Origin of the sequence: Roseivirga thermotolerans (assembly GCF_014653175.1) — a bacterium.
GTDB lineage: Bacteria > Bacteroidota > Bacteroidia > Cytophagales > Cyclobacteriaceae > Roseivirga > Roseivirga thermotolerans.
Genome location: NZ_BNAG01000001.1, coordinates 340,712 through 364,497, shown reverse-complemented (window position 1 = coordinate 364,497; position 23,786 = coordinate 340,712). Strand labels below are relative to the sequence as shown.

Below are 23,786 nucleotides of genomic sequence, written 5' to 3'. Positions count from 1 at the left end.
CGTTTTTAACTTGGTAGAATGAATGCTAAAAAACTTCCGCTCCTATTTCTTTTAATCATTTGCGTGGCTTTATCTTCTTGCCAGTCCGGTGACTCCGGTACTAAGGAGGTCAGGCCGGCCATAGCGTCACTGGTAAAGTGGCAGGAACTTGACACTCTGTCGTTAGATCGGATAAATGCGAATGTTGAGGCGGGCAAACCAACCGTAGACGTAGGGATTTACTTTCCTTCTAATTTCGATCCCGATTATAAGAAGGTGACTATGGCCTCTATGCTGGAGAGTTTTTTGGCTGCCAAAGAAATCTACAAACCAACAGGCCTGCAGTTAAACCTGTTGTTTGTAAAAACCGGAGAAATAGACCCTTCTTATTTGGCTATTCAAGCCAATGAAGTTCCCGGGGTGCCGGTAACTGAGTATGTAAATACCTATGAACATATGGAGCGACACCCGGCCAGGCTTACCGGGCATGCCCGCGAAGCGTTCGATGCTATTGTAGAGCCCGACTCACAGAATGACCGGACCATTTACCTCATCGCTCTTCAAGATGTTTTCTACCCGTTTTTGGAGGTGTCGGAAGGGAGAAACTGGACAGTGAAGTCTGTCCGCACAGGGGGACTGTCTTTTCCAACCTATTCCTACGGTAAAAACCTGCCGCGCCATCTGAGAGGAGTGATCACCATTTCTAACCTCTCTAGAGGAGACCGCAGTAGAAGAACCATAGCCCATGAGTTAGGCCATAAGCTCATGAACGTGAGCCATGAATATAGAGAAACACATCCGGGCCATGAAGTTTATGCCGATGGCGGCCTGATGCTCTACGGAAATGGTGAAGAAATACCTTCCGGTAAAGAGGGAAGATGGCACTTGGAAAGGTTGCTTCTTTCTCCATTCATCTATACGTTCGATGCAGATGGGAGTAAAGTTTGGAATGAAGACTACCAGAATAACGGCCATTATTACGATCCCATTTACGGAGATAAAGTTGTGCGATTTAAGGGAGTGCCGCCCATTGATCCTAATTGGTAGAAATATTCAAGCTTTGAAGAGTTGACTAATACAGGCAAAACTCTGCCTCTACACTCAGTTTAGTCCCAAAAAATTTTGCGATGAGCAAGCGGGTCAGATCTGAATTGGCCTTTCGGATAAATTTTTGACGAATTGTTAAATGCAACATAGTTGCATTAGTGTTGTTTAGTTATGTTTGCAACATAGTTGCATTTATAAAACCTAAGAACAACATGTTTAAAAAACCTATTCTTTATTTAGCTGCCCTTTTTCTGGTATTTAGTGCCTGTCAGGACGATGATTCTGAGCAGCCGAATCCAATTGTAGATGAGAGTCCGTTTATCAGAGTGTTACTTTCCGACCAGGATAAACCGGACTATTATTTTCTTAACCCTAAAACCAATAAAATTGAAGTCCATGCCGGGCAGTTTGCAGCCGGTCGACTTTATACCAGCCCCGGTAAGCGCTTCGCGGCTGTAATTAACACAGACGATAATTTGGTTTCTTTTTTCGATAGCGGAGTAGAGGCTCATGACGATCATGCCCACATTAAAGGCTCTCCTAAATGGGCTCTAACCAAAGCTCAAGGTTCAAGGCCGGTTCACTTTTACGGCCGAGGAGATGATATGCTCATTTTCAACGATGGTGATGGCACAATAGATCACGCTAAAGAAAGTACCTTGCATACGGCACCTACTACCCGAAACTTTAGCGTTGGAGTGGCACATCACGGTGCTCCTGCTTTGTTTAAGAACGGTACAATTGCAGTAACGGAAAAAGATGGCTCCGTGGCGGGCACCTTGCCTGAGCGAGTGAAGATTGTAGACATGCAGGGTAATTTACTTCATGCGTCAACCATTCAGACAGGAGGTATACATGGTGAGGCCGGAAATGGAGAAACGGTGCTTTTTGGTTGTAGAGAAGGTATATTACAGGTAGATGATGATGGGGCGCAACGGGTTATTCCGAACCCGGCTTCGTTTGGAACCGGATGGATTGGCACGGTTCTCTATGGCGAAGCAAGTGGTAAGTTTATTGGGGTGCGCTCCCGAACTGGCCTCTACGAAATTGACCTCGAAGCAGGCGAAATAAAGACCATAGAAGAAAGTAGCAAACTCTATGGAGTTGCATATGACTGGCACGGGGAGCGGCTGGTAGTGATTTACTCCGATGGTTTAGTGAAGGTGCTTGATGGGCAGTCGTTTCAGACGCTCAGTTCAAAGGTATTACCTATCGATTTTCCGGCCAGTGGTTCTGTGGGCAACCCGGTTTTTTCAGCCTCAGAGGAGTTTCTATATATAACCAATGGAATTGAAGGTAAGCTGAGTGTTTATGATATGGAAACGTTGGAGCTTGCTAAAGAACTTAACTTACCGGGTAAACCGGCCAGAATAGCTCTGTTGGGAAGTGTGGCACATGATGAAGAAGCCCACTAATTAAGTGAGGCTGTCTCAAAAGCTAACTGTCATTCCCGACAGCGATCGGGAATCTCCCCAAACTAACTCTGTAGGCCGAAAGAGATTCCCATTCAAGCGGGGAATGACGAAAATAGTAGCTTTTGAGACAGCCTCTTTTTATGCTAATCGATGGCGAATTTTACTTGAATACTGGTTTCTACCCTCAGCTTATCAAAGGCAATGGCATCGGCCGCTCTTGATCCGTATAGAGCATCTGAATTTGCATCGATTTTCATTTCATATGCTCTTGGTCTGGAAATGCCGGGGTTGTCGTAGTCCTGAATATGAAGTACAGTGCCAAGTTGTCTGTCTAGAGCGTTTACAAGCATGGAGGCCTTTTGCCGGGCATTTGTAAGAGCCATCAGTTTAACCTCCATTTTCAATTCGTCTTCTTTAGAATATGACACGCGTTCAAGGCCAATATTAGAAATACCGATATCGGCCAAATGGCTGATTACTTCTCCGGCCTGGGCCGCTGTTTTCACTTGTACAGTATATTCTTTTGAGGCAAACACATCGGTTCGTCTTAAAAAGTAGAATTGGAAGTTGCTGGTGAGGTCCTTGAGCGTAACTTGTTCTTTTAGGTCAATGCCTAATTTCTCCAGGGTGCGTAGCATTTTTCTTTCCAGAGTTTCTAACGATTCTTTGCCTTTGTTGTCCTTTTCGTTGAGTTGAACAGACAGGTAAATTTCGTCTGGTGTTATTTCTTTGAAAGCGACTCCGGTTACTTCAATGTAGTTCTGGTCAATAAAGTTTTTGGAATCTTGTGCCTGTACTAAAAAGGCCGCGAATAAGAGTATTAGGCTTATTGTATACTTTTTCATAGGATTCAATTTTATTTGAGATAGACAATTATTCTGCCAGTTTTGGTTGGAACTGGCCATTTAAAAACCATTTACCTACCTGCAGTTGTGAGTCCTCTTGCTAAATAGGTTGCCAGGAGCTCATGCCAGAATTTCCTCCTACCGATCTGGGCTCCACACCAATGGGATTCTGAAGAATAACCATGGGAAGGGTTAAACGGAGTGATTGAAATCGACAGTGACTTAGTGCCTTATAGAGGCCATTTGTGTCTTCACAAATGGTTGTTAAAAGACGCTGTGAAGATCACAGCTTGTGGCTAAGATTTATTCGAAAGCCCAACAAAAAAACCGGTGATAGACGTGAGTAGGCGAGAGAAGGAAGTTCTTGATTTGATTGCCGAAGAGCTTACCCCGCGTCAGATTGCGGAGAAGCTGTGTATTAGCGAAAAAACAGTTGAGGGACATCGCGAGAAGTTACTGGCTAAGTTTCAGGTAAAGAATATGGCTGGATTGATTCTAAAAGCCATACGCTATGGCTACATCGATGGCATAAGATTCTGAATTGCCCCGATTTAGCGTAGACTATCGATGGTAATATTCACACTTCCATACAGAAAATGATCCTGAGCAATCATAGCACCAGGGGCAATAGTCTTATAATTCTCCCAGGTGAACTCCATTCCACCCAATGGCAAAATGGAAACCCACATTTTGACTGATGTTGGCCGATTGTTTTCATCCAGAATCCAGACATAGGAGTCTCCAGGCGTAGAGCCACCTGAGGTGTAGGTGACTTTCAAGCCTTGTCTTCCATCTTTGAGCGTTACTATACTTCTTTCTGTTCCGGGATCGAAAGCCTTAAACGGAGCACAAAGCCAGAAGCTGTCGTTGTTAAAGAAATTCCAGGCCGTTTCAATCAATTCGTTGATCTGCTGTGAAGAATAGTTTTCACCGCTCTGTACTATCCCCGATTTATCCGTAGGGTTTAGTATCACCTCGTGCTCGTCCCACTGCACATTCACAATGTGCTCTTGCCTGTTCCATTCATAGTGGTGAATACCTTTAAAAGTCCAGCCAATGTGGGTAGTATTTTGCCAGGCCTCATAATTCAACGACTCCATCATTTTCATAGCCAGCTCATCGGCCTCAGGACCGGTTTGCCCCTCAGGCTCTTTTTCGTTTTTCAAGAGATAGAAAACAAAAAGCAGGGCAATAAGGGCTACAAAGGCAATGCTGGCTATACGAAGAGTCTTTTTCATTCGGGCTTTTGAAACTAAGATAATGGATGTTTGAAACATCATGGTTGCCAAAACCTATTCAGGATAGATTTTGGCAATGAGCTGTGGGTGGGCTTCCCTGTGTGCGAAGGTGTTGCCAAAGCGCCTGCTTGGGTATTGAATACTCTAAAGGGAGCCGCTTAGGAAAACATGTTGTTTATGTATTTGTCCTTCACCTTTACGTCATCCAGCGTAAGAAATTGCTCCCAGAACTGATCGTTGGGCAGCCCGGCCATAATAATAAGTGGTTCTTTTTTTACCGGATGTTCAAAGTAGAGCCTTCGGGCATGCAGGTTGATACTTTTGTCTGGATTGGGTTTGGGGAACCCATACTTTAAATCTCCGCGAATGGGACAACCAAACTCTGCCATATGTACCCTGAGCTGATGTGGCCGGCCTGTTAAAGGTTCAAGTTCTATGAGGTAGTGATTGTTCAGTTTGCCCATGACCCTAAAATTAGTTTCGGCCTTTTGCGATCCCTCTACCGGTTCAGCATAGGCCGTAACGGTATTCTTCAGGCCGTCTTTCTTTAGCCAACTCACCAGCTTGCCTTTATTTTGGCTGGGTCTTTTTTTCACCACGGCCCAGTAAGTTTTTTGCACTTTTCGGCTGGCAAAAATTTTATTCATCCTCTCCAGTGCTTTGGAGGTTCGGGCAAAAACCAATACCCCGCTAACCGGACGATCGAGCCGGTGAACAGGATGCAAAAACACCGCCCCTGGTTTATTATACTTTTCGGCAATGTATTCTTTGCAATAGTCTAAGAGGGTTTTGTCTCCGGTACTGTCTCCTTGTACCAGATAGCCTGCCGGTTTGTTCACAATCAGCAGGTGATTGTCTTCGTATAATGGTTGTACTATTTTTTCCATTAGAATTCGCTGGTAAAGTGGAACTGAATATCGGGAAAATTATCCTGAACCATTTGCAACCATGCTTTAGATTCGGCCATAAACACGAGTTTCCCGTCTTTGTCTCGTGCAATGTGTCTTTGCTTGGAGTTAATGAACTCGTTGAGCTTTTTCGGGTCTTTGGAAGAAATCCAGCAAGCCTTATAGAGCTGCATGGGGGCAAACTCTACCGATGCCCCATATTCATGCTTTAGCCGGTATTGAATTACTTCGAACTGAAGTTGTCCAACCACGCCTACTGCTTTTCTTGAGCCCAGTTCAAAGTTGAACAACTGGGCTACGCCTTCATCCATCAGTTGGTTGAGTCCTTTTTCCAACTGCTTGGTTTTCATGGCGTCTTTATTGATTACCTCTCGGAAAATTTCGGGAGAAAAAGCAGGTATGCCTCTGTAAACCCCTTTTCGGCCATTGGTAAGTGTATCGCCAATCTTAAAGTTACCCGTGTCATACAGACCAATAATATCACCCGGGTAAGCCTCATCTATGGTTTCTTTGTCTTGTGCCATAAAGGCAGTGGCCTGCGATATGCGAAATTTCTTGTCTTGCCGGGTATGATAGTAGTTGGATCCTCTTTCAAACTTACCTGAGCAAATGCGCAAGAAGGCGATGCGGTTTCGGTGTTTTGGATCCATGTTGGCGTGTATCTTAAACACAAAACCTGAAAACTCTTTGTCGGTAGGTTCTACCAGTTCGTCATCTAATTTTCTCGGTTTTGGATTAGGAGAAATCTTTAGAAAGGTGTCTAGCAATTCCTTCACTCCAAAATTATTCACAGCTGAGCCAAAAAAGACGGGGGCCACCTTACCACTCAGGTAATCATCTACATTCAGTGGGCCGTAAAGCTCGGTGAGCATTTCAACATCTTCTCTCAACTGTTGGGCATAGCGTTCGCCAATAATTTTCTCCAGTTCAGGCGAATTAATGTCAGAGAACTTGGTGGCCTCTTCGTGCAGTTGTTGCCCGCCTTTAAACAGCCTTAGGCTTTTATCATAGAGGCTATAAACACCCTGAAAGCTTTTTCCCATACCAATGGGCCAGCTTAGTGGGTGCACCTCAATATTCAGTTTGCCTTCAATTTCATCGAGCAGGTCATAAGGGTCTTTTCCTTCACGGTCTAGTTTGTTAATGAAAGAAATTACGGGAGTGCTTCGCATGCGGCATACTTCCATAAGTTTTTCAGTCTGAATCTCCACGCCTTTAACACAGTCTACCACCATTATTACAGAATCTACTGCGGTAAGGGTTCTGTAGGTGTCTTCAGCAAAGTCTTGGTGACCGGGGGTGTCGAGCAGGTTTATTTTAGTGCCTTCGTATTCAAAAGCCATTACCGAGGTGGCCACAGATATACCTCTCTGTTTTTCAATCTCCATCCAGTCGGAGCGGGCATGCATATCAATCTTGCTCGATTTTACGGCTCCGGCTTTTTGAATGGCACCTCCAAAAAGCAACAGCTTTTCCGTAAGAGTGGTCTTTCCCGCATCGGGGTGACTGATAATGCCGAAGGTTCTCCGTTTTTCTATCTCCTGCGCTAAACTCATCTCGTTGAAATTGAGGTGCAAAAGTACTTAAATTATACTGCTTGGCACAAGGAAGTAAGAAATGTCATTCACCGGGTTTGCGCTTTCTTTTCCAGCGCTTATGGCTCCATAGCCAATATTTGGGTTCGTTCAATATGGTTTGCTCCAGTGCCTGAGTATGCATTTCAGTAATGGCGCCATGCGGCTCATCCAGTGGGTTTTCTGTCAAAAGTTTGAAAGTGGCCTCATAGTAGCCGCGCTTTATCTTGTCTATTTGGAAATAAACCACTGGAGCGTTGAGCTTCCGGGCAAATTTTTCCGGGCCAAAAGCCACAGCCGTTTCCTGATTTAAAAATGTAGTCCAGTATACCTTCTTAGCCAGGGTTGGCGATTGGTCTATGGCAAAGAAAATAGCCAAAGGAGTGGAGCAGTTGTCCAGTGCGCCCTGTTGTACCTGGCTTCGGGAGAACAGGTGCATTCCAAATTTTTTGCGACTTTCAAGAATCTTCTTCTCAAAGAATTTACTTTTTATGCGCTGGTAAATTCCGGCTGTTTGCATGACCATACAGGCATTGACTGACATGGCCAAATACTCCCAGTTGTTATAATGTCCGCCTACCATAATTACACTGCGTCCTTCGGCCTGATAGCGGTCTGCTACATCGGGGTTTATAACCCTAAAACGGGCCAGTGCCTCCTCGTTGGTCATGGAGAAGGTTTTGAAGGTTTCGAAAAGACCATCGAAGAAATGGTGGTAGAATCCACTTCTTATTTCTTTTAGCTTTTCTTCGGAAATACCCGGAAATGAGCGTTTAAGATTGTTGGTTACTATTTTAGAACGGTACCTGAATACACGGAAGAGTAACAAATATGCAAAATCGGAGAAGGCATATAGCAGTGGCCAGGGTAGTAAGGAGACAGGTTTTAAAAACAGATAATAGAAGAGCCTCATCATTTGGGTTCAAAACTAACCATTGTCAGCATATCTTTCTGCACCTGGCTCTATTTTCTGTCAATGTGTCACCGTCTGTCACAAAAAATCAATTGGCATAACCCTTGTTCCATACGTGGCGGATTTTTGAACTAGAAAATATTTATAGATAGATCATGGGAAAAATAATTGGAATAGACTTAGGTACTACCAATTCATGTGTTGCGGTGATGGAAGGTAACGAGCCTGTTGTGATCCCAAACAGTGAAGGCAGAAGAACCACGCCATCAATTGTGGCATTCTTGGATAATGGTAATGGAGAGAGAAAAGTGGGTGATCCTGCCAAGCGCCAGGCCATCACTAACCCAAAAAACACAATCAGCTCAGTGAAGCGATTTATGGGTAAGAAGTTTTCGGAAATGAGAGAAGAAACAAAAAACGTTTCTTACGAGCTTGAATCCGGAAGCAATGACACCGTACGGGTAAAGATTGGTGACAGAAAATATACTCCCCAGGAAATTTCGGCTATGATACTTCAGAAAATGAAGTCAACAGCTGAAGATTTCTTAGGGCAAGAAGTAAAAGAGGCAGTAATTACTGTACCGGCATATTTTAATGATGCAGAGCGTCAGGCCACCAAAGAGGCCGGTCAGATTGCCGGTTTGGAGGTGAAGAGAATTATTAACGAACCAACGGCCGCAGCTCTGGCTTATGGCTTAGACAAAAAAGATAAGGATCAGAAAATTGCCGTTTACGATTTGGGTGGCGGTACTTTCGATATCTCTATTCTTGAGTTGGGCGATGGTGTATTTGAAGTGAAGTCTACCAACGGTGATGTACACCTGGGTGGTGATGACTTTGATCAGGTAATTATCGATTGGCTGGCCGAGGAGTTCCTTAAAGATGAGGGCATAGATCTTAGAAAAGACGCAATGGCTCTTCAAAGACTCAAGGAGGCGGCCGAAAAGGCTAAAATTGAGTTGTCTTCTTCCAGCTCTACAGAAATTAACCTGCCATACATTATGCCGGTGGATGGTATTCCGAAACACTTGGTAAGAACCCTTTCAAGAGCCAAATTCGAGGCGTTGGCAGATAACCTCGTGAAGAGGTCTATGGAGCCTGTTAAGAAAGCTCTGGAAGACGCTGGCTATAGTACTTCTGATATCGATGAGGTAATTCTTGTGGGTGGTTCTACCCGTATTCCTAAAATCCAGGAAGAAGTTGAGAAATTCTTCGGAAAGAAGCCTTCTAAAGGGGTTAACCCCGATGAGGTGGTGGCCATTGGTGCGGCTATTCAAGGTGGTGTTTTAACCGGTGAGGTAAAAGATGTACTTCTGCTCGATGTTACCCCACTTTCACTGGGTATTGAAACCATGGGCGGAGTGTTCACTAAGCTTATTGAGTCGAACACTACCATTCCGGCTAAAAAATCGGAGGTATTCTCTACTGCGGCCGATAACCAACCTTCAGTTGAAATTCATGTGCTTCAGGGGGAAAGACCTATGGCCAAAGACAACCGAACCATTGGTAGATTCCACTTGGATGGTATTCCACCAGCCCCAAGAGGAGTGCCTCAAATTGAAGTAACTTTCGATATTGACGCCAACGGTATTATGAACGTTTCGGCCAAAGATAAAGGCACAGGCAAAGAGCAAAAAATCAGAATTGAGGCTTCTTCCGGACTTACCGATGAGGAGATCCAAAAGATGAAGCAAGAGGCTGAAGCCAATGCCGAGGCAGATAAAAAAGAAAAAGAGAAGGTTGAAAAACTAAACATTGCCGATGCCCTCATATTCCAGACAGAGAAACAGTTGAAGGAATATGGCGATAAGCTTTCTGAAGGCAACAAAAAGCCAATTGAAGAGGCTTTGGCCAAGTTGAAGGAGGTACACCAGAAACAAGACCTGGATGCTATTGACCCAGCTGTTGAAGCACTGAACAAGGCTTGGGAAGGAGCTTCTCAAGAAATGTATGCTGCTTCTCAGCAAGCTCAAGGCGATGCGCAACAGGCTGGTGGCGAACAAACTGCAGATAGTAGTGCCGGAGGCGGAACTGGCGATGTATCCGATGTAGAGTATGAAGAGGTGAAATAACCTTTTTACTCGATAAACAATAGATTGAACCCTGACTTTGGAAGAAGTCAGGGTTTTTTGTTTGGTCTTTGCCTGCAAGTTGGCTTTGAAAAAGAGACACAACCGATGCACCCCCCAGGTTCAAAGGCCATACTTCAATGAAGAAATTGAAACGATAAATAGACCTTTTGGTCTAATTGTATATATTTACAACATGAATACCCGCGAACGCCTGATTAGTATTACTTCCGACTTGATTAGGAAGAAGGGTTATTTTGGTACGGGAATCAATGAGATTCTTAAACAGGTAGCCGTGCCTAAAGGCAGCTTGTACCATCATTTTCCAAATGGTAAGGACGAGCTTATTCGCGAGGCGGTTTATTATGGAGGAGAAAGCCAAATGCACAAGTATGGCAATGCTCTGAGGGGAAAGCCTGCAGAAGAGGGTCTGGCGGCCATGATTGACGTGATGGTTGAAGAACTAACGGCATCTAATTTTGAGGATGCATGCCCAATTGCAGCTGTGGCCATGGCCTCAGGCTCTATAGACGATGACATTAGGGCTGCTTGTGCGAAAGTCTTTGTGGGTTGGCAGAACGATCTGGCCGGATACCTCGAACGAAGAGGGGTAGATAATGCCCAACAAAAGGCAGAAGAGCTCTATGCCATGTTTGAAGGTGCCTATGTGCTCAGCAAAGCACATAAGGATGTGAAGTATCTGCTATTACAGAAAAAGTTTATAGCAGTGATTTTGAATTCGTAATATTTTTTTCATCAAATATAGACCGACTGGTCTGTAAATTATGACCATGCATATGTACAATAAAAAACCTGTTTCTTCAGCCATAATTCGATTTCAGGATTGTGATCCTTTTGGTCACTTGAATAACTCCAAATACCTGGACTATATGATCAACGCCAGAGAAGATCATCTCATTCGTGAATACGATCTGGATATTTTCCGAATGGCCAGAACAGAGGGGAAGTCGTGGGTGGTTGGTCACTCAGAAATAGTTTACATGAAACCGGCTCTGGTTATGGAGTCTGTGAAAATTCAGAGTCAATTGATCGATTTTTCAGAAAAACATGTTCAGGCTGAGATGATTATGTACAACGAGACTATGGATCAGGTTAAGGCAGTTCTATGGTCAAAATTCGTGCATTACGACCTAAAGGCCTTAAGAAGTGGAATTCATACTCCTGAGCTTATGGGGCTTCTGGAGCAGTTGCATGAGCCTTTGGAAGAACAACGATTGGAAGTAAGGGCAAAGAAATTGGCAGGGGTACAAATGAGCCCGGCCATCAACTGATTTACTCATTTCTCATATTGAGATAGAGTTTGGCTAAAAGACCATCATACGGATGGTCTTTTTATTTGTCCCTGGCTCAAAATGGTTTAATAAGCAACTGCAGCGGCTTTTTTGTTAACCTCTGCCGGAATAGTTTTCTCAATAGCCGACTTGAAGCTGTCGTCATATATAAGAAACAGCCACTTGTTGTACTTGGGGTCATGAATACCCATTAGGAACTTCTGGCCTTTCACATTAATGTAGTTTTGAGACTTATTATAAACCACGTTTTCCTTGCCAAAATTGCTTTGCAGGGCAGGTACCAGCAAGGGAGCAATCCCTCTCAAATCATCTGTTGTTAGCGGAAGCTCCATCTCAAGGTTGTATTTAATAAGAGCGTATTTACTTTCTTTTACTGTTGGTAGAGCTTTCTTATCGAGTACCTCCATATTTTTGAATTTCAGCTCAATACCCGATTGCTCCAGTAGCTCAAAAACCTGAAACATATCTTTTTTAGAGGTGTGCTCAAATACAGGCGGATACATAAAATCCAGCACTTGTGTATAGTTACGTTGCTTTATAAGAGTCAGGAATTGAGATACCTGAGAGTCTATGGCCGAGGCATCTTTAGGGTTTAACTGTTGCGCACTCAGGGCCACCGAACATACCGTTAGCAGCCCTATCAAAATCACTTTTTTCATCTTTAGTTAGGTCCTTTATCTTTTGACGATTTACTCTCCACTTTTGTGAACAATTGGAAGTTTTGTGTAGCTATCCAAAAACCGTTCCCTTGTTTGTACACATCCTTATATTTCTGCCATTTGCCCTCGTAGTAGTAAATACCACAGCCGAGTTCTACCACATTTTCGGAATACAAAGTGGCCCTATGAGGAGGCGAGTCTATCCAACTTTGAACGATGTGATCGGCCAATTCAATATATGTACCAAACTGCCGGCCACCAACTGCATGTATATTTTCCGCAATATTAGGGTTTTTAATACCGGCTAGGGCCGCCCGATCTTCCGGGGTTCTGCGTTTTTTGTTTTTGGGGTGAGTATGATCGAAAAAATCGTCTTTGGCCATATGATATGAATGATTATAGGCCATAATCTCCAAATTGGGCTGATGGTTTACAGGGTTAAGTCCTTTTTCTATACGGGCTTCGTTTGTCACATAAAATAGGGCCGCTTGCAGTAAAGGGTAGTCTACTTTCTCTTTATCAAGCCGCTTCTGAAATAACTTAAAGTCGCGAAAATTACTGTCATTAATCTCTGAATACAGCGATTCTTTCCACTTGCGTTGTGCATGACTTTCTAAGGGTAGGGCCAATAGCAGCGATATGCAAAATGTGTATGTTAGTGACTTCATTGTTCAGAGGGGTTTTCCGGCTTTTGCTATCTCTTGTTAATTTAAGGAATGCGCAGATGATCTTGGCTGAAAAGCCCAATTAAAACGAAAAGAATTAAATTTGACCACATACCTCATAAGTTTCATGCGCTTATCAATTGTTTCAAAAACCCTGTTTCTGCTTGTCTTATTTTCGTTGTGGAGTTGCAGCGGTCATTTAGCCCGTTCTAAAAAAGTAGAGACTGTGGTGCAAACAGCCCGCTCATACATTGGTACGCCATATAAGTATGGAGGAACCACCCGAGTGGGAATAGACTGTTCGGCACTGCTTTATCATTCCTTTAGAAGTGTAAAAGTTAGTTTGCCTCGTACTTCAGAAGCCCAGGCCAAGCAAGGCAAGAAGGTAAAAATGAATGAATTAAAGGTTGGAGACATGGTGTTTTTTGCCACAGGTAAAAGCAAACGACAAATAAACCATGCGGGTATTGTAAGTAGAGTAGGCGGACGTTCTGAGGTTTGGTTTATTCATGCTTCTACCTCACTTGGTGTTACTGAAAGTAACCTGTATTCCCCTTATTATCTGGAGAAATTCAGGAGAGCAAGGCGCATGTTTTAAAGTTTGTGTGGAATAACACTGTTGTCTAATAATTAGTCGATTACGTTCTCTGAATTTACTGGCATCCAACTGGTTCTTGGTGAAGTCCTTTCAAGTCTACAGACAAACTTAATTTACAATTGTTTATTTAGGATAAATGAAATAATATATTACTTTTAAATACTTAGTGATCTAAATAATTTTCTATTAAAAAAATTATTTATTGTTTTTAATTAAATAATTATAGATTTTTAGGTCATATGCTTTTCTAGAATAGCAAGGGAAGTTCATCTCGCCATAAGGCTCACGAACGATAAACACATGCGATTGCTGTCTGGTCTACTCAGGATGCAATCCATCTATATCATGTTTAATTTTAATTAATAAAGAATGAAAAAAGTTAAAAAACTTATTTTGTCCTTTAGTGCTTTGTTGCTTTTAAGCTCAATAATACTTGCACAAGAGGAGGAAGGTCCTGGGACGACTGAATGTAAAGTATCAATTTCAACTTGCCACATTATTAAATATGGCAGTACCGAGATTAAAATACCAGGTACAGAAATCAAGAAAGAGGAAGAGATCGTTGAATAGACTTAAATCAAACCTCATACCCCCGTCTTAGGCGGGGGTCATATTATGAAAAAGGCATATATTTTTATAGCAATACTATTTTTTGGATGTAAAGAAGAGAAGGTTCTTTTTGATCAGAGTGATATTGAGGTGCCGAAAGTGTTCAAGCTCTCACCTGACAATAGTTGGGATTTCTTAAGAAACGAGTTGTCGCCCATTCGCGATCTTATATTAAAGGACTCGCTATTGATCATTAATAAAATCTTCCCGGGCCCATTCTATTATTCTGTTTACAATATCCGAACAGCAGAGAAGTTAGTTGAGTTTGGCGTACAAGGCCAAGGACCGGAAGAGTTACCTGATTACTCTAATGCAAACCTTAATAGTAAGAATGCAGATATATTAGAAATTATTGTCCCTAATGCCGGTGGAGCAATTTACTCAGTGGATTTAAAATCACTTAGAAACAAAGATGTCACTTTAAACAAAGTAGCAGAGTTGGGCTATAATCCATCTAATTTTGCCCATGTTGACTCAATATATGTAATTGATTTTGGAAATAGGTTTGACGTAGTGGATCGATTTGGCAATCATATTGAATCAGCTATCGACTATCCCTTTGAGAAGGAAACAGCCTTACCTGAGAAATTATGGAACTTAACCCATCAAGGGTTAATGAAGAAAAGGCCAATGGACAATAGGATCGTATTTGCTTCAATGTATGGTCCAAATATTGATTTAATGGAGTACTCAGAGCACCTCACTTCTCTCTTAAAAATACATGTACGTGAGCCTAAGGTTTTTGATAATTCGGGAAAACTTGCTTCGGGTGATGCCGAGTTGGTTGGGGTTACTGTATCCGATAAAAATGAAATGGCATTTATAGATGTAGAAGTGACCAACAGTTTTATCTATCTTCTCTACAGCGGTCGCTCTTATGAAAAAGATGGTGACGATGCCTTGCTTGGGAATAGCGTTTATGTTTTGGATTGGGATGGAAATTTTCTTGCCTTGCTAAGCTTGGAGAAGAATACTAGGGTTATTTCGGTTAACCAATCAGATGAGATTTTAATCGCTCTAGATGAGGAGAAAGAAACTACAAATCTTCTCGGTTATAAATTGCCAGATTTTGATAGTCCCAGGTGAGAAGTTCCTTTGGCAAAATAAGCTTTACTGTTCAACAGAGTAAGTATTTAGGATTTTTAATAATTCTGCCCGGCATAAGTTCTCTTTACTCTTCAACTTTGAATAGTGATGAGTAACTGGAGAATTGTATATAAAGTGCCGTTGGTTACTCTCTACAACTCAGAAGGTTCTGTATACACTACGATCTTTTAGGGGTAAGGGAAAACTACACGTTATATGTATAGCATCGCCTCATTGGCATAATGGACAGTACCGATGTCTATCGGATTAATAATTATAAGGGAGGATTCAGAACAGTGCTTTAAAGAAAAAAGCCCTGCATTTCTGCAAGGCTTTTGATGCTGTGGAGGATACCGGATTTCTTCTATTCTGATCTTTTTATCTTCTTTCATTCTGATAATCAATTAGTTACAATTAGTAATTAGTCCTGTGACAAGTCGAACCATTTTCTAATTACCTGATAGTCAGGACTATCTTTTAAGTCTAATACAAAAAGTGTGACAAATTTTGTGACAAAAAGTATCCTATTTTATGCGCATTAAGAGTCAATCTAGGAAAAAGGAAAATATTGCTATATTTCTTATTATTTACATTAAGAAAAATGTAGCATGCACAAGTACTTTCCTGCATTCATAACAAAAAGAGCGGAGCTTAAGTCGCTTAGAAAGCTTACTCCAGAAGTTAAGGCTAATATTTCTCCAGTGTTAGAGATTATTCCTGATGGTATGAGTTTGAGTGATTTAGTAGAGAGCTTAAAAACTCATTGGAACCAACCAAATCATCAAATTCTGATAGATTTTTCAAATCCAGAACTTAAGGAATCAAATGAAGACCTCTATAATTTGTTTAGAGCTCTTATAAAGGTTTATAAGATCAATGCTCTACCAGTCTTTACTCCAAACATGTCAAAGGAAAGAAAGGAGTTATTTAAGACACTAACAACAAATAAAATAAAAGTTGCCTTCCGTGCTAAATTATATGAAAGTAATGAAAAAGAGGTCCTATCAGATTTTGATGAATTTCTGAAAGAGTACAAAACTCCAATTGACAAAGTCTTGCTTATTGTAGACTGCGGTCATATAACAGCTATCGAAGTCCTGTCTTATGAATACACTGTACCTAGACTTATTAAGGAGATTGATAATGCGGAAAAACTGATCGAAGTGGCAGTAATTTCTGGTGTCTTCCCAAGAGACTTAAATGAATTTACAGACAGACCAGAGCCACACCTGCTGGAGAGGTTGGAACAGAAGTTGTTTAATTCAATTCAGGAGAAGTCACACTTAAATATTAGATATGGAGATTATGGTATAAGACATCCCTATCATTTCCCCCAATCAGGAAAGGATGCTCCAACACCATCCTGTAGTATTAAGTATTCCACTGAAAGCAACTATATAATCTATCGTGGTAAAAAGAGTGAAAATCATGAATTGGGAACTGGCCAATATATTGAGCACAGCATCAACCTCGTTAATTCTCAATACTTTCCTGGAAAGTCATTTTGCTGGGGTGATAAGGAAATTTTAAAAATCTCTAAGTTTCAAATTGGTCCAGATTCGAGTGCTGGGGGAAGTGAGAAATGGATTAACATATCGTTGAGCCATCACATTACCCTAATGAGCCAAATTCAATGAATCTTCTTTCCATCCTTCTCTTGACTTCATGGTTAATCTCACTTGGTTTGACAAGTCTTGTACAGCGAGGCTATTAGCAAGCAATTCGCTCAAATACCATTTTCTCCTGCCGTGGTTAAATACTACCCCATTTGCAACAAGAAGTTGTTTGATTTCATCAATACGTAGTAGTTGAGCTAAATAAAAACCTTGAATCAAACTGTTCCTTTGAGGTTTTCGCATTATTTGACAACCAGTATCATCACATTGAGTAACTCCAATCCAATCTGGAACCATAGCCATGATTTTTTTAACATATTTAACTTCAGTGACTATAGAGATATAATCACAAACCTTAGAGTATGCCTCTAACTGAGAAGGAAGTCTATTAAGGGTATCTGAAGCACTTTTTATCTCAAAGGCATGAATACTTCCATTCAAGACAGCTATGTCAATTTGAGCGGAGGCTGGATTAAGCCTTAGTTCCTCAACCACTTTAGAATTAGGGTCTGACAAGTAGTCTTTAAGAATCGAGTTTCTCAAGACCTTTCTTATTTCTGGATCTCGCATAACATCATTATTGCTAAATGATTTAATTAGCCTATATTTAGGCCATCACTTAAACAATAAAATATTATTTCGTTAGACTTGGCGGTCATGCGAAATTAGAAAACAATTAGGGACTGTCCAAAAGGCAGTCTTTTTTATTGACCAATTAAGGGCTAGGGAAATCTTTTAATGCCATATCCATTGACATTTCCATATTTACTCCTGAAAAGTTTGCTCTTTATCAAATCAAACGTAAGATGTTTCCTTCCCTGGTTCAACTCTCTCCAAGCTATTGGATAAGCGCAAATATCAGCCAGCTCTAAGCCGGTAACAAGATCCTTTTTATCTCTAAATTCAATACTTCTGTTACAGACTTGCATATCATCTGAGCTATAAAATTCGGTTCCGTAATCAACAAACCCTTCAAAGTAGTCTAGTAGAATCCTGTTTTTCTGTTCATTACGCTTTTCAATACAGACAATGAGTTGATGTCTTCCCGGCTGTAACTTTATGAATCCAAGAGCTCTCTCAATAAGAAACATAAGTGAGGATTCATAAGCTTCATTAATTCCTCGGTATTTAACCCTATACTCTTTCTTCTTAATTATCGAGGCAAAGACAGTATATCGACTTTGAGTTATGACTTCTCCTACTTCCGAATAGAATCTACTTTTTATTTCAGAGCTGGATAAGGCTGCAAAAGGACCCTTTAGCTGTCTAATTTCATAAGAATGAAAAACGATACCCTCGGTACCAAAAAAATTCTTTTTCAGTTCCTTGAATTTTGCATCAAACCATAAGTAGTCAGTAGAATTGAAAAGTACTCCGCAAAGTACGAATACATCGAATTTTGGATCAGGGTTAAGAATATTCGCGTCTCCGCTTTCATCAATAAACAAATAGTATTTCACTCGTAATTGAATAAAAAATGACTATGAAGAACATCAAAATAATAAGAATATCAAGAAGTGGCTATAAGTACCGAATTGGTACTCTGGTGAAAACAGAACTCAAGGGACTAATAACAAAAGAAGTTTGCTTTATAAAGGAGTTGGGCATTGCGAGAAGCACATACTACAGGGATAAGAATATCAAAATGACTGATAAGGCCGTTATCCCAGAAATTAGACTTCAGATATACGCAATTGCATTAGGTGTAAGGATGGATGAACTATTAAACTACAGAGTCTCCTTAGTAGAAGCACAAAGAGCGACTAAGCGGAAAGAAAAATTAAATCAGACGCTAATTAGGTATAATCTCAGTAGTAATTTCTGAATATAAGCAGTCTGAAATATTGGACAAAATTGTCACAAAACAAAAATGCGTAACAAATTGATAATCAATTTGTTACGCATGAATTGTGGAGGATACCGGATTCGAACCGGTGACCTCTACACTGCCAGTGTAGCGCTCTAGCCAGCTGAGCTAAACCCCCAATGATTTGCGAAACCTTCTGCCAGCAGCACTTTTAAGGTACTTTTCTCGCTGACGAGCTTCGGCTATTGTATGGTAGTACTCGGTGTAAACAATCTCCCATGGCATTTTTGATTTGGTCGACTTTACCTTTCCTGCATTATGTTCTTTTTGGAGCCGTCTTTCGGGCTCTTGGCTCATTCCCACATATTGGGATTGATCTTTTTTACTTTTGAGTATGTAAACGTACATTCTCTCGTAGTAGCGCTCCCCGTCCGTACCGAGCGTTACGTCTCGGGCGGGTAGCCAGCTGAGCTAAACCCCCAAACGGAACGCAAATATAGTGGTTGAACTGAATACTGAAAATAGATTGTAGAAAAAATGCTTTTGAACCACACCGCTTACTTAAGAGTCGCTTCGATTGTGCTATAAATCGGAGCAGAAAGCAGTTGCTTCAGTAGTGGTAGCTGCTTCGTATCTAACTCTAAAAAATACCACCGGTTATTCGTATAGAGGCTTAATAGATGACTTTCTGATTCTATCTTGAAATACCTGCCCTTTTCTACAAATTCTACCGACTTGTATTTTGGGTTAGCAGCAAATACCGCCTTAAGGGTAGGAAAGTCTTCAGTAGAGTACATGTCTTGCTGAAAGTATACCTGTATGTTGGCCTTGTAGGTGCCAAAGTAAACTTCAGTACTTCGATCGCCATTTTCCTCAAGACCAAGATGGGTTATTTCAAACGCCTTCATTTTGTCGAACTGAATCTTAAAGCCCATGGACGAAATGGCTTCGAAGGCGCTTGTCATAGCTTCTTTTGGAAGCACTGTAAACAGCTGTGGGTAAATTCTATCCATAACAGCGTCCCAGTCCGACTCTCCAATAAGCTGCAAGTACTCTTTAAATTCTTTCTTTGCCTCTTTTACCCGGGCTTTACTTTGTGCCCAGCCATTTGTGAAACATAGACTGCAGCTAAATACGGCAATCAGTACAAGTCTTTTCATGCTGTTTATTTTAAGGCTTCACTTATGGGTTGCCCAGTGGTGCCGCTAGGCATTCGTATGTTGAGTAGCATACTGATGGTGGGCGCAATATCGGTAATGTGTATAGGCCTAACGGATGTACCGGGCTCAATGCCCCAACCATAGAACATTATGGGGATGTGTGTGTCGTATGCCCATGGGTTGCCATGACCTGTACCTTTGGCACCTCCCCATTGCCAGGCAGGTTCCATCACCATTTTTACATCGCCACTTTCTTTGGGGTGATAGGCATTCTGAATCAATGATTGCACATGGCTCTCATAGCTATTGCGAGTAAGGTCTATGCCCGGAACAGCCAGGTATATACCTGGAAATTGCATGGCGTGTTGAGCAACAAAAAGTTGCGCTTCATACAAGTCTACACCTTTGGTCTTTAGGGTGGAATGGTTGAAAAAGATGTCCATTCCTGTATTCTCGAACCACTCCGCTTCTCCAAAACGCTCGTTCATAGCTTGGGAAAGGTACTCTGAGAAGTTACGGCTGCCAAAATTGTCTGCCCGGAAGCCCAGATCTTTCATTCGGATAGAGTTTTCTGCCACGGCATGGTCAGCCGAAAGAAAAACCACATAGTTGCCTTTGCCTAACTTTTCATCGAGTTTGTTCAGCAAACGCTCAATTTCCCGATCCAGACGAACATAAGTGTCTTGCACTTCTTTGGATTGTGGGCCAAAGTTATGGCCAATGTAATCGGTACTCGAGTAGCTTATGGCCAAAAAGTCAGTGGCTTCATCTTCTCCGAGGCTTTCGCCTTCCAAAGAAGCCAGAGCCAGCTCGGTGAGTATGGTGTTTCCCCAGGGGGTGCTTGGCAGCATGCCAAAGTTTCCGTTTTGTTCGCGAAGTTGTGCCAGATGATACGGAAAAGTAGGGTTTTCCTTGCCTCGAAAGCCACCTTCGTATTTAGAATTATCTTCTCCACTCTCAGTGTAGTTTTCTTCGGGGAGAAACAAAGCCCATGTGTTGTTGAGGTATTCATCGGCCAATTTTCGATCGTTGAATTGGCTTACCCATTCAGGGAGGGTTTTCATGTAGTAGGTAGATGTCATAAAGTTGCCGGTTTGGCTATCGTACCAGTACGAGCCATCGGAAAGATGGCCTCCCGGAAGAGCCGAACCTCGGTCTTTAATAGACATGGCCACTACTTTGGCTTGTTGCTGGGTGAACATTTTGAGTTCATCGGTAATGGTTGAACTATAAAGGTTGGCTGGTGAAATGCGTCCGTTTCTTACACTACCGCCAACGGCATTGGCCGTGGTATCTTCAGCACAGTATACTCCTCGCTTTAACAGGCGGCTATACCAACTGTTGTTTACAATGCCGTGTATTGATGGAGTGGTGCCCGTATAGATTGAAGCATGCCCTGGTCCGGTGCTGGTAGTGGCATAGTTGTAATGTGCGTTTTTGGCCATAAAGCCTTCGTGCATCAGTCGCTTAAAACCTCCGGTACCAAAATCGTTTTCAAACCGCCATAGGTACTCTTGCTTCATTTGATCTACCACAATGCCCACCACAAGTTTGGGATTGGTGTTTTGTGCTTTAAGTGTAGCCAATGAAAGGCAGCATAGAAGGCTCAGCGTAATTTTTTTCATGAAGTATTAATTTGTAGGACAAGCTATTTTATAATATTCCTCTTGGCGGAAACTTTGTGTAAAGAGTTTATTACCCTTTTTGTCGTAGTATATAACTACATAAATGTTGGCTTCCTTCACCAATTTAACAGCAAAATAAACGGGGTTGGCCGGAGTTCCCAGAAGGCGTATAAAGGTGTAGGTGGGCTGAATTACTTCGCCCATGCTTTCACTATAAATACCTTGCCCGTTTACGGTGGTTATAAAAAGGGTTTTATCTTCTTCGCCCACATCGATGATTTCGAACGATTCGATCTGTTCGTAGAGCAGGTCTTCATTCCTGATGTTTTCCAACATCCACTCGTTTTCTATTCTTACCAGGGCAATGGAATCGTTGAAGTAAGTTACCTCATCGAACTCAAAGGCAGTGAGGGCTTTGCCTTCTTTGTTTACAAAGCCTTTGTACCGTCCCTGAGTGGCCACCAATACAGTATCCGAATATGGCTCGAGCAACTTATCGAACTTGGGGCCAATGTTAATTCCTCTGGTAGGGTTAATAACACCAAACTTTCCTTTGTCTAAGAGGCTTACATAGCCACTTTCGTTAGAGCCAATGCCATCGTACACAAAATTGAGCAGGTAGTGGCCGGTGCTATCGGCTAGTGCGGCATTTCTTTTTTGCAGGCGGATGAGGTTAGGGCCAAGTGCCGTTACTTCATTAAAAGTTGAGGAGAGAATTTCTCTGCCGAACTGATTATATATTTTCCGATACTTCTTTTCGTTGGAGAGCATAAAGAAGTCGTTCACAGCCGGATCTCCAGTTTTAATATAAGTTTGTGGTATAAGTAGCTTTGGTTCCCAGCCTTTTTCAAGAGCTATGCGTTTTCCATTTTTAAACTGAGCCCAATTTTTGTTTCCCTGCCATATAAGTGCCATGTTTTGGCCTAAAAGCTGAAGGGAGTCCAGGTTGGTCATAGGGGGCAGATCGCCAACCTGATCGTAGAGAGCCCATTGGTTGTTGAGCTTCGTAGCCAGCCATTGTTCACTTTCTTTTACCTGCTGCAATTCCTGAGTAGCCAATTGAGGGTATCGGTCGTGCAATACACGAATACCTTTGGAGCTTACCAGTTTCCAGCCATAGGGTTCGTCATATATTTCATAATTACCAAAAGGAATAATGACCCTTAGGCGTTCGTCTAATATGGCTTCTTGTCCTTTGCTGCTTACCCAAATGCGGCCATTCTCCAGCAGTTCAACTTCATCATAAGCCATTTCAATAGAAGGTGTTTCGCCATCAAGAGCGGGGTGCAGTACTTCCGGGGCCACCAAGGCCATGCGTCCATCTTTTTCTAACAGAATAAGACTTGCCAGGGTGTCTATTCGTGTGTAAGCATGAGGTAGATAACTGAGTGCATTAATGCTTGTGAGTCCGTACAGACCTTCGCTTTGGGTACGAATGAATGACTCGTTTAAAACCGCAATTTCTTCTTTGGGCTGGTCAATGATTAATTGCCCCGACTTGTGCAGGAGGGTTTGCCCTTCATCGCCATAGAGCACTATAAAGCCATAGCCGGCATCTTTGGCATCGCTAATGTTGCCTGAATAAAGCAGTTTTCCATTTCGCGCAATAATGGCCCCGCTGCCGTTGTATTGCCCAATCACAAAATCGGTAGTTATGGGTTCACAAAGACAACGCTGCGGAATATCTGTGTACAGGGTTTTTAACTGAGATTGCCCTTGAGCATTTAGAAATTCTATGGTGTTTTCCGTGAGTTTGGGTATCCAATAGCCCTTTTCCAATAGCTGAATTTGCCTGATTGAATCTCCCCACAATGGCGAGGGGTAGAAATCCAGAAAGTCGTCAGTGCCAAACTTTTGTTTATACGTATGATACATGCGCTTATAGGCTATAGCCAGCAACTCTTCTGAGGGGTACTCTCTAAAGAAAGCAGCATAGTCATCGAGGCGGTTAGTGGCAGTACTTATTCGGAAGATTTCATAAACAATACTGTCCAAGTAAGGGGTGTCGGGGAATTCTTCCAGAAAAGTTTTGTAAGAAGCCAGCTTGCCATCGGTGGTGCGCTCCTTAAAAATGAGCAGCCGGTATAACGAGTCGGCTCTGGCATATTCTTTGGCTTTCGGATATTGCTCCATAAACTCCTTATAGGCTTGCCATGAATGCTCCGAGCTGGCTTTAGAAAAGGCAATGGAGTTGCGCAAATCTATGGCCTGTGTTACTTGCGAAGCATCGTTGTGGCGAGCAATAAAGGCGTTGTAGTTTTCTATAGTATGTACACCTTTTACCTCTTCAAATTTCAGGCTGTCAATTCTGTCTTTGAGCTGTTCAAGCCTTGCCGAATCCACCATTACATCGGTCAGACTTTCCAGGTCTTTAGGGTTTTTAATGGTTTTGAATTGCCTGATGGATCTGTTCACCTGGTCATAGGCTTTGTCCGTATCATAGTGTTCCAGGTTTGGTTGGCTATAAATCTGAGCATATAGGAAATAGGCGGCTGGGTTAAGGCTGTCTTTTTCAACCGACTTAGCCAATGCTTCCAGGGCTTTGGTTATCTCGCCTTTCTCATAAAATCGGAAGGCTCTTTTGGGAATTTCCAAACTCCAAAAAGAAACGGCCAGAAGCAGCGCAGATATAAATAGTTTTGGGCTTTCAGTTCTCATAA

24 protein-coding genes and 1 tRNA gene are annotated in these 23,786 nt (G+C 42.1%); 11 read left to right on the top strand and 14 right to left on the bottom strand.

Annotated features, from left to right (window positions below; all coding sequences use genetic code 11):
- The first annotated feature begins 18 nt into the window (after positions 1–18).
- On the top strand, positions 19–1,026 hold the full coding sequence (locus IE164_RS01640) for an ImmA/IrrE family metallo-endopeptidase (RefSeq protein WP_189628443.1): 1,008 nt from the start codon (positions 19–21) through the stop codon (positions 1,024–1,026).
- Between the two features lie 212 nt (positions 1,027–1,238).
- Entirely contained in the window at positions 1,239–2,441 is a 1,203-nt protein-coding gene (locus IE164_RS01635) for a YncE family protein (protein ID WP_189628442.1), read from the top strand.
- A 143-nt stretch (positions 2,442–2,584) separates the two neighbouring features.
- Here IE164_RS01635 and IE164_RS01630 read toward each other — a convergent pair whose 3' ends face one another.
- Entirely contained in the window at positions 2,585–3,286 is a 702-nt protein-coding gene (locus IE164_RS01630) for an SIMPL domain-containing protein (RefSeq protein ID WP_189628441.1), read from the bottom strand.
- 339 nt (positions 3,287–3,625) lie between these two features.
- Here IE164_RS01630 and IE164_RS01625 point away from each other — a divergent pair, with 339 nt between their 5' ends.
- Positions 3,626–3,826: a response regulator transcription factor gene (locus IE164_RS01625; RefSeq protein WP_189628440.1), complete on the top strand. Its 201-nt coding sequence runs from the start codon at positions 3,626–3,628 to the stop codon at positions 3,824–3,826.
- Between the two features lie 11 nt (positions 3,827–3,837).
- Here the strand turns inward: IE164_RS01625 and IE164_RS01620 are convergent, their stop codons facing one another.
- The 4 genes from IE164_RS01620 to IE164_RS01605 form a co-directional block, all read right to left on the bottom strand.
- Complete coding sequence (locus IE164_RS01620; RefSeq protein ID WP_189628439.1) at positions 3,838–4,524, bottom strand: hypothetical protein; 687 nt, start codon at positions 4,522–4,524, stop codon at positions 3,838–3,840.
- Between the two features lie 158 nt (positions 4,525–4,682).
- Positions 4,683–5,411 carry an RluA family pseudouridine synthase gene (locus IE164_RS01615; RefSeq protein ID WP_189628438.1) on the bottom strand — a complete coding sequence of 243 codons (729 nt, stop codon included), beginning with the start codon at positions 5,409–5,411 and terminating at the stop codon, positions 4,683–4,685.
- The gene (locus tag IE164_RS01610) at positions 5,411–6,988 is read right to left on the bottom strand and encodes a peptide chain release factor 3 (RefSeq protein WP_189628437.1); all 1,578 of its coding nucleotides are present in this window, start codon (positions 6,986–6,988) and stop codon (positions 5,411–5,413) included. The genes IE164_RS01615 and IE164_RS01610 overlap by 1 nt, the downstream gene beginning before the upstream one ends.
- A gap of 64 nt (positions 6,989–7,052) precedes the next feature.
- Complete coding sequence (locus IE164_RS01605) at positions 7,053–7,922, bottom strand: lysophospholipid acyltransferase family protein (protein WP_189628436.1); 870 nt, start codon at positions 7,920–7,922, stop codon at positions 7,053–7,055.
- 152 nt (positions 7,923–8,074) lie between these two features.
- Between IE164_RS01605 and dnaK the strand changes: the two genes are divergently transcribed.
- The 3 genes from dnaK (at position 8,075) to IE164_RS01590 (ending at position 11,280) form a co-directional block, all read left to right on the top strand.
- Positions 8,075–9,991, top strand: a complete 1,917-nt coding sequence (gene dnaK / locus IE164_RS01600) for a molecular chaperone DnaK (RefSeq protein WP_189628435.1) — start codon at positions 8,075–8,077, stop codon at positions 9,989–9,991.
- 85 nt (positions 9,992–10,076) lie between these two features.
- Complete coding sequence (locus IE164_RS01595) at positions 10,077–10,733, top strand: TetR/AcrR family transcriptional regulator (protein WP_189628434.1); 657 nt, start codon at positions 10,077–10,079, stop codon at positions 10,731–10,733.
- Between the two features lie 52 nt (positions 10,734–10,785).
- Positions 10,786–11,280 carry an acyl-CoA thioesterase gene (locus IE164_RS01590; RefSeq protein WP_189628433.1) on the top strand — a complete coding sequence of 165 codons (495 nt, stop codon included), beginning with the start codon at positions 10,786–10,788 and terminating at the stop codon, positions 11,278–11,280.
- Positions 11,281–11,366: 86 nt separating this feature from the next.
- Here IE164_RS01590 and IE164_RS01585 read toward each other — a convergent pair whose 3' ends face one another.
- Positions 11,367–11,960: a hypothetical protein gene (locus IE164_RS01585; protein ID WP_189628432.1), complete on the bottom strand. Its 594-nt coding sequence runs from the start codon at positions 11,958–11,960 to the stop codon at positions 11,367–11,369.
- A 2-nt stretch (positions 11,961–11,962) separates the two neighbouring features.
- Positions 11,963–12,628: a CAP domain-containing protein gene (locus tag IE164_RS01580; RefSeq protein WP_189628431.1), complete on the bottom strand. Its 666-nt coding sequence runs from the start codon at positions 12,626–12,628 to the stop codon at positions 11,963–11,965.
- Between the two features lie 124 nt (positions 12,629–12,752).
- Here IE164_RS01580 and IE164_RS01575 point away from each other — a divergent pair, with 124 nt between their 5' ends.
- The 4 genes from IE164_RS01575 (at position 12,753) to IE164_RS01560 (ending at position 16,555) form a co-directional block, all read left to right on the top strand.
- The gene (locus tag IE164_RS01575) at positions 12,753–13,223 is read left to right on the top strand and encodes a C40 family peptidase (RefSeq protein ID WP_189628430.1); all 471 of its coding nucleotides are present in this window, start codon (positions 12,753–12,755) and stop codon (positions 13,221–13,223) included.
- Positions 13,224–13,592: 369 nt separating this feature from the next.
- Complete coding sequence (locus tag IE164_RS01570; protein ID WP_189628429.1) at positions 13,593–13,793, top strand: hypothetical protein; 201 nt, start codon at positions 13,593–13,595, stop codon at positions 13,791–13,793.
- A 45-nt stretch (positions 13,794–13,838) separates the two neighbouring features.
- A complete protein-coding gene (locus tag IE164_RS01565; RefSeq protein WP_189628428.1) occupies positions 13,839–14,918 on the top strand; it encodes a BF3164 family lipoprotein in 1,080 nt (359 codons plus the stop codon).
- A 608-nt stretch (positions 14,919–15,526) separates the two neighbouring features.
- Positions 15,527–16,555 (top strand): beta family protein, encoded by a 1,029-nt coding sequence (locus tag IE164_RS01560; RefSeq protein WP_189628427.1) that lies wholly within the window; start codon positions 15,527–15,529, stop codon positions 16,553–16,555.
- Here IE164_RS01560 and IE164_RS01555 read toward each other — a convergent pair.
- Together IE164_RS01555 and IE164_RS01550 are read right to left on the bottom strand one after the other, a co-directional pair.
- Positions 16,535–17,104: a sce7726 family protein gene (locus IE164_RS01555; protein WP_189628426.1), complete on the bottom strand. Its 570-nt coding sequence runs from the start codon at positions 17,102–17,104 to the stop codon at positions 16,535–16,537. The two genes, IE164_RS01560 and IE164_RS01555, sit on opposite strands and share 21 nt — an antisense overlap.
- Positions 17,105–17,256: 152 nt before the next feature.
- Positions 17,257–17,994, bottom strand: a complete 738-nt coding sequence (locus IE164_RS01550) for a DUF3800 domain-containing protein (RefSeq protein ID WP_189628425.1) — start codon at positions 17,992–17,994, stop codon at positions 17,257–17,259.
- 23 nt (positions 17,995–18,017) lie between these two features.
- Here IE164_RS01550 and IE164_RS01545 point away from each other — a divergent pair, with 23 nt between their 5' ends.
- A complete protein-coding gene (locus IE164_RS01545; RefSeq protein WP_189628424.1) occupies positions 18,018–18,359 on the top strand; it encodes a hypothetical protein in 342 nt (113 codons plus the stop codon).
- Between the two features lie 86 nt (positions 18,360–18,445).
- Here the strand turns inward: IE164_RS01545 and IE164_RS01540 are convergent.
- The 5 genes from IE164_RS01540 to IE164_RS01520 all read right to left on the bottom strand — a co-directional run bounded on the left by IE164_RS01540 (position 18,446) and on the right by IE164_RS01520 (position 23,784).
- Positions 18,446–18,519: transfer RNA gene (locus IE164_RS01540), tRNA-Ala, on the bottom strand.
- Entirely contained in the window at positions 18,510–18,749 is a 240-nt protein-coding gene (locus tag IE164_RS01535) for a GIY-YIG nuclease family protein (protein ID WP_189628423.1), read from the bottom strand. The genes IE164_RS01540 and IE164_RS01535 overlap by 10 nt, the downstream gene beginning before the upstream one ends.
- 149 nt (positions 18,750–18,898) lie before the next feature.
- Positions 18,899–19,501 (bottom strand): hypothetical protein, encoded by a 603-nt coding sequence (locus IE164_RS01530; RefSeq protein WP_189628422.1) that lies wholly within the window; start codon positions 19,499–19,501, stop codon positions 18,899–18,901.
- 5 nt (positions 19,502–19,506) lie between these two features.
- A complete protein-coding gene (pafA, locus tag IE164_RS01525; RefSeq protein WP_189628421.1) occupies positions 19,507–21,126 on the bottom strand; it encodes an alkaline phosphatase PafA in 1,620 nt (539 codons plus the stop codon).
- Between the two features lie 6 nt (positions 21,127–21,132).
- Positions 21,133–23,784, bottom strand: coding sequence for a WG repeat-containing protein (locus IE164_RS01520; protein WP_189628420.1), 2,652 nt, complete (start codon positions 23,782–23,784; stop codon positions 21,133–21,135).
- Between the last annotated feature and the right edge of the window lie 2 nt (positions 23,785–23,786).

Coding starts and splice junctions, on each gene's coding strand:
- IE164_RS01640 (WP_189628443.1), top strand. CDS start 19: ATGAATGCTAAAAAACTTCCGCTCCTATTTCTTTTAATCATTTGCGTG.
- IE164_RS01635 (WP_189628442.1), top strand. CDS start 1,239: ATGTTTAAAAAACCTATTCTTTATTTAGCTGCCCTTTTTCTGGTATTT.
- IE164_RS01630 (WP_189628441.1), bottom strand. CDS start 3,286: ATGAAAAAGTATACAATAAGCCTAATACTCTTATTCGCGGCCTTTTTA.
- IE164_RS01620 (WP_189628439.1), bottom strand. CDS start 4,524: ATGAAAAAGACTCTTCGTATAGCCAGCATTGCCTTTGTAGCCCTTATT.
- IE164_RS01615 (WP_189628438.1), bottom strand. CDS start 5,411: ATGGAAAAAATAGTACAACCATTATACGAAGACAATCACCTGCTGATT.
- IE164_RS01610 (WP_189628437.1), bottom strand. CDS start 6,988: ATGAGTTTAGCGCAGGAGATAGAAAAACGGAGAACCTTCGGCATTATC.
- IE164_RS01605 (WP_189628436.1), bottom strand. CDS start 7,922: ATGATGAGGCTCTTCTATTATCTGTTTTTAAAACCTGTCTCCTTACTA.
- dnaK (WP_189628435.1), top strand. CDS start 8,075: ATGGGAAAAATAATTGGAATAGACTTAGGTACTACCAATTCATGTGTT.
- IE164_RS01590 (WP_189628433.1), top strand. CDS start 10,786: ATGTACAATAAAAAACCTGTTTCTTCAGCCATAATTCGATTTCAGGAT.
- IE164_RS01585 (WP_189628432.1), bottom strand. CDS start 11,960: ATGAAAAAAGTGATTTTGATAGGGCTGCTAACGGTATGTTCGGTGGCC.
- IE164_RS01580 (WP_189628431.1), bottom strand. CDS start 12,628: ATGAAGTCACTAACATACACATTTTGCATATCGCTGCTATTGGCCCTA.
- IE164_RS01575 (WP_189628430.1), top strand. CDS start 12,753: ATGCGCTTATCAATTGTTTCAAAAACCCTGTTTCTGCTTGTCTTATTT.
- IE164_RS01570 (WP_189628429.1), top strand. CDS start 13,593: ATGAAAAAAGTTAAAAAACTTATTTTGTCCTTTAGTGCTTTGTTGCTT.
- IE164_RS01565 (WP_189628428.1), top strand. CDS start 13,839: ATGAAAAAGGCATATATTTTTATAGCAATACTATTTTTTGGATGTAAA.
- IE164_RS01560 (WP_189628427.1), top strand. CDS start 15,527: ATGCACAAGTACTTTCCTGCATTCATAACAAAAAGAGCGGAGCTTAAG.
- IE164_RS01555 (WP_189628426.1), bottom strand. CDS start 17,104: ATGCGAGATCCAGAAATAAGAAAGGTCTTGAGAAACTCGATTCTTAAA.
- IE164_RS01545 (WP_189628424.1), top strand. CDS start 18,018: ATGAAGAACATCAAAATAATAAGAATATCAAGAAGTGGCTATAAGTAC.
- IE164_RS01535 (WP_189628423.1), bottom strand. CDS start 18,749: ATGTACGTTTACATACTCAAAAGTAAAAAAGATCAATCCCAATATGTG.
- IE164_RS01530 (WP_189628422.1), bottom strand. CDS start 19,501: ATGAAAAGACTTGTACTGATTGCCGTATTTAGCTGCAGTCTATGTTTC.
- pafA (WP_189628421.1), bottom strand. CDS start 21,126: ATGAAAAAAATTACGCTGAGCCTTCTATGCTGCCTTTCATTGGCTACA.
- IE164_RS01520 (WP_189628420.1), bottom strand. CDS start 23,784: ATGAGAACTGAAAGCCCAAAACTATTTATATCTGCGCTGCTTCTGGCC.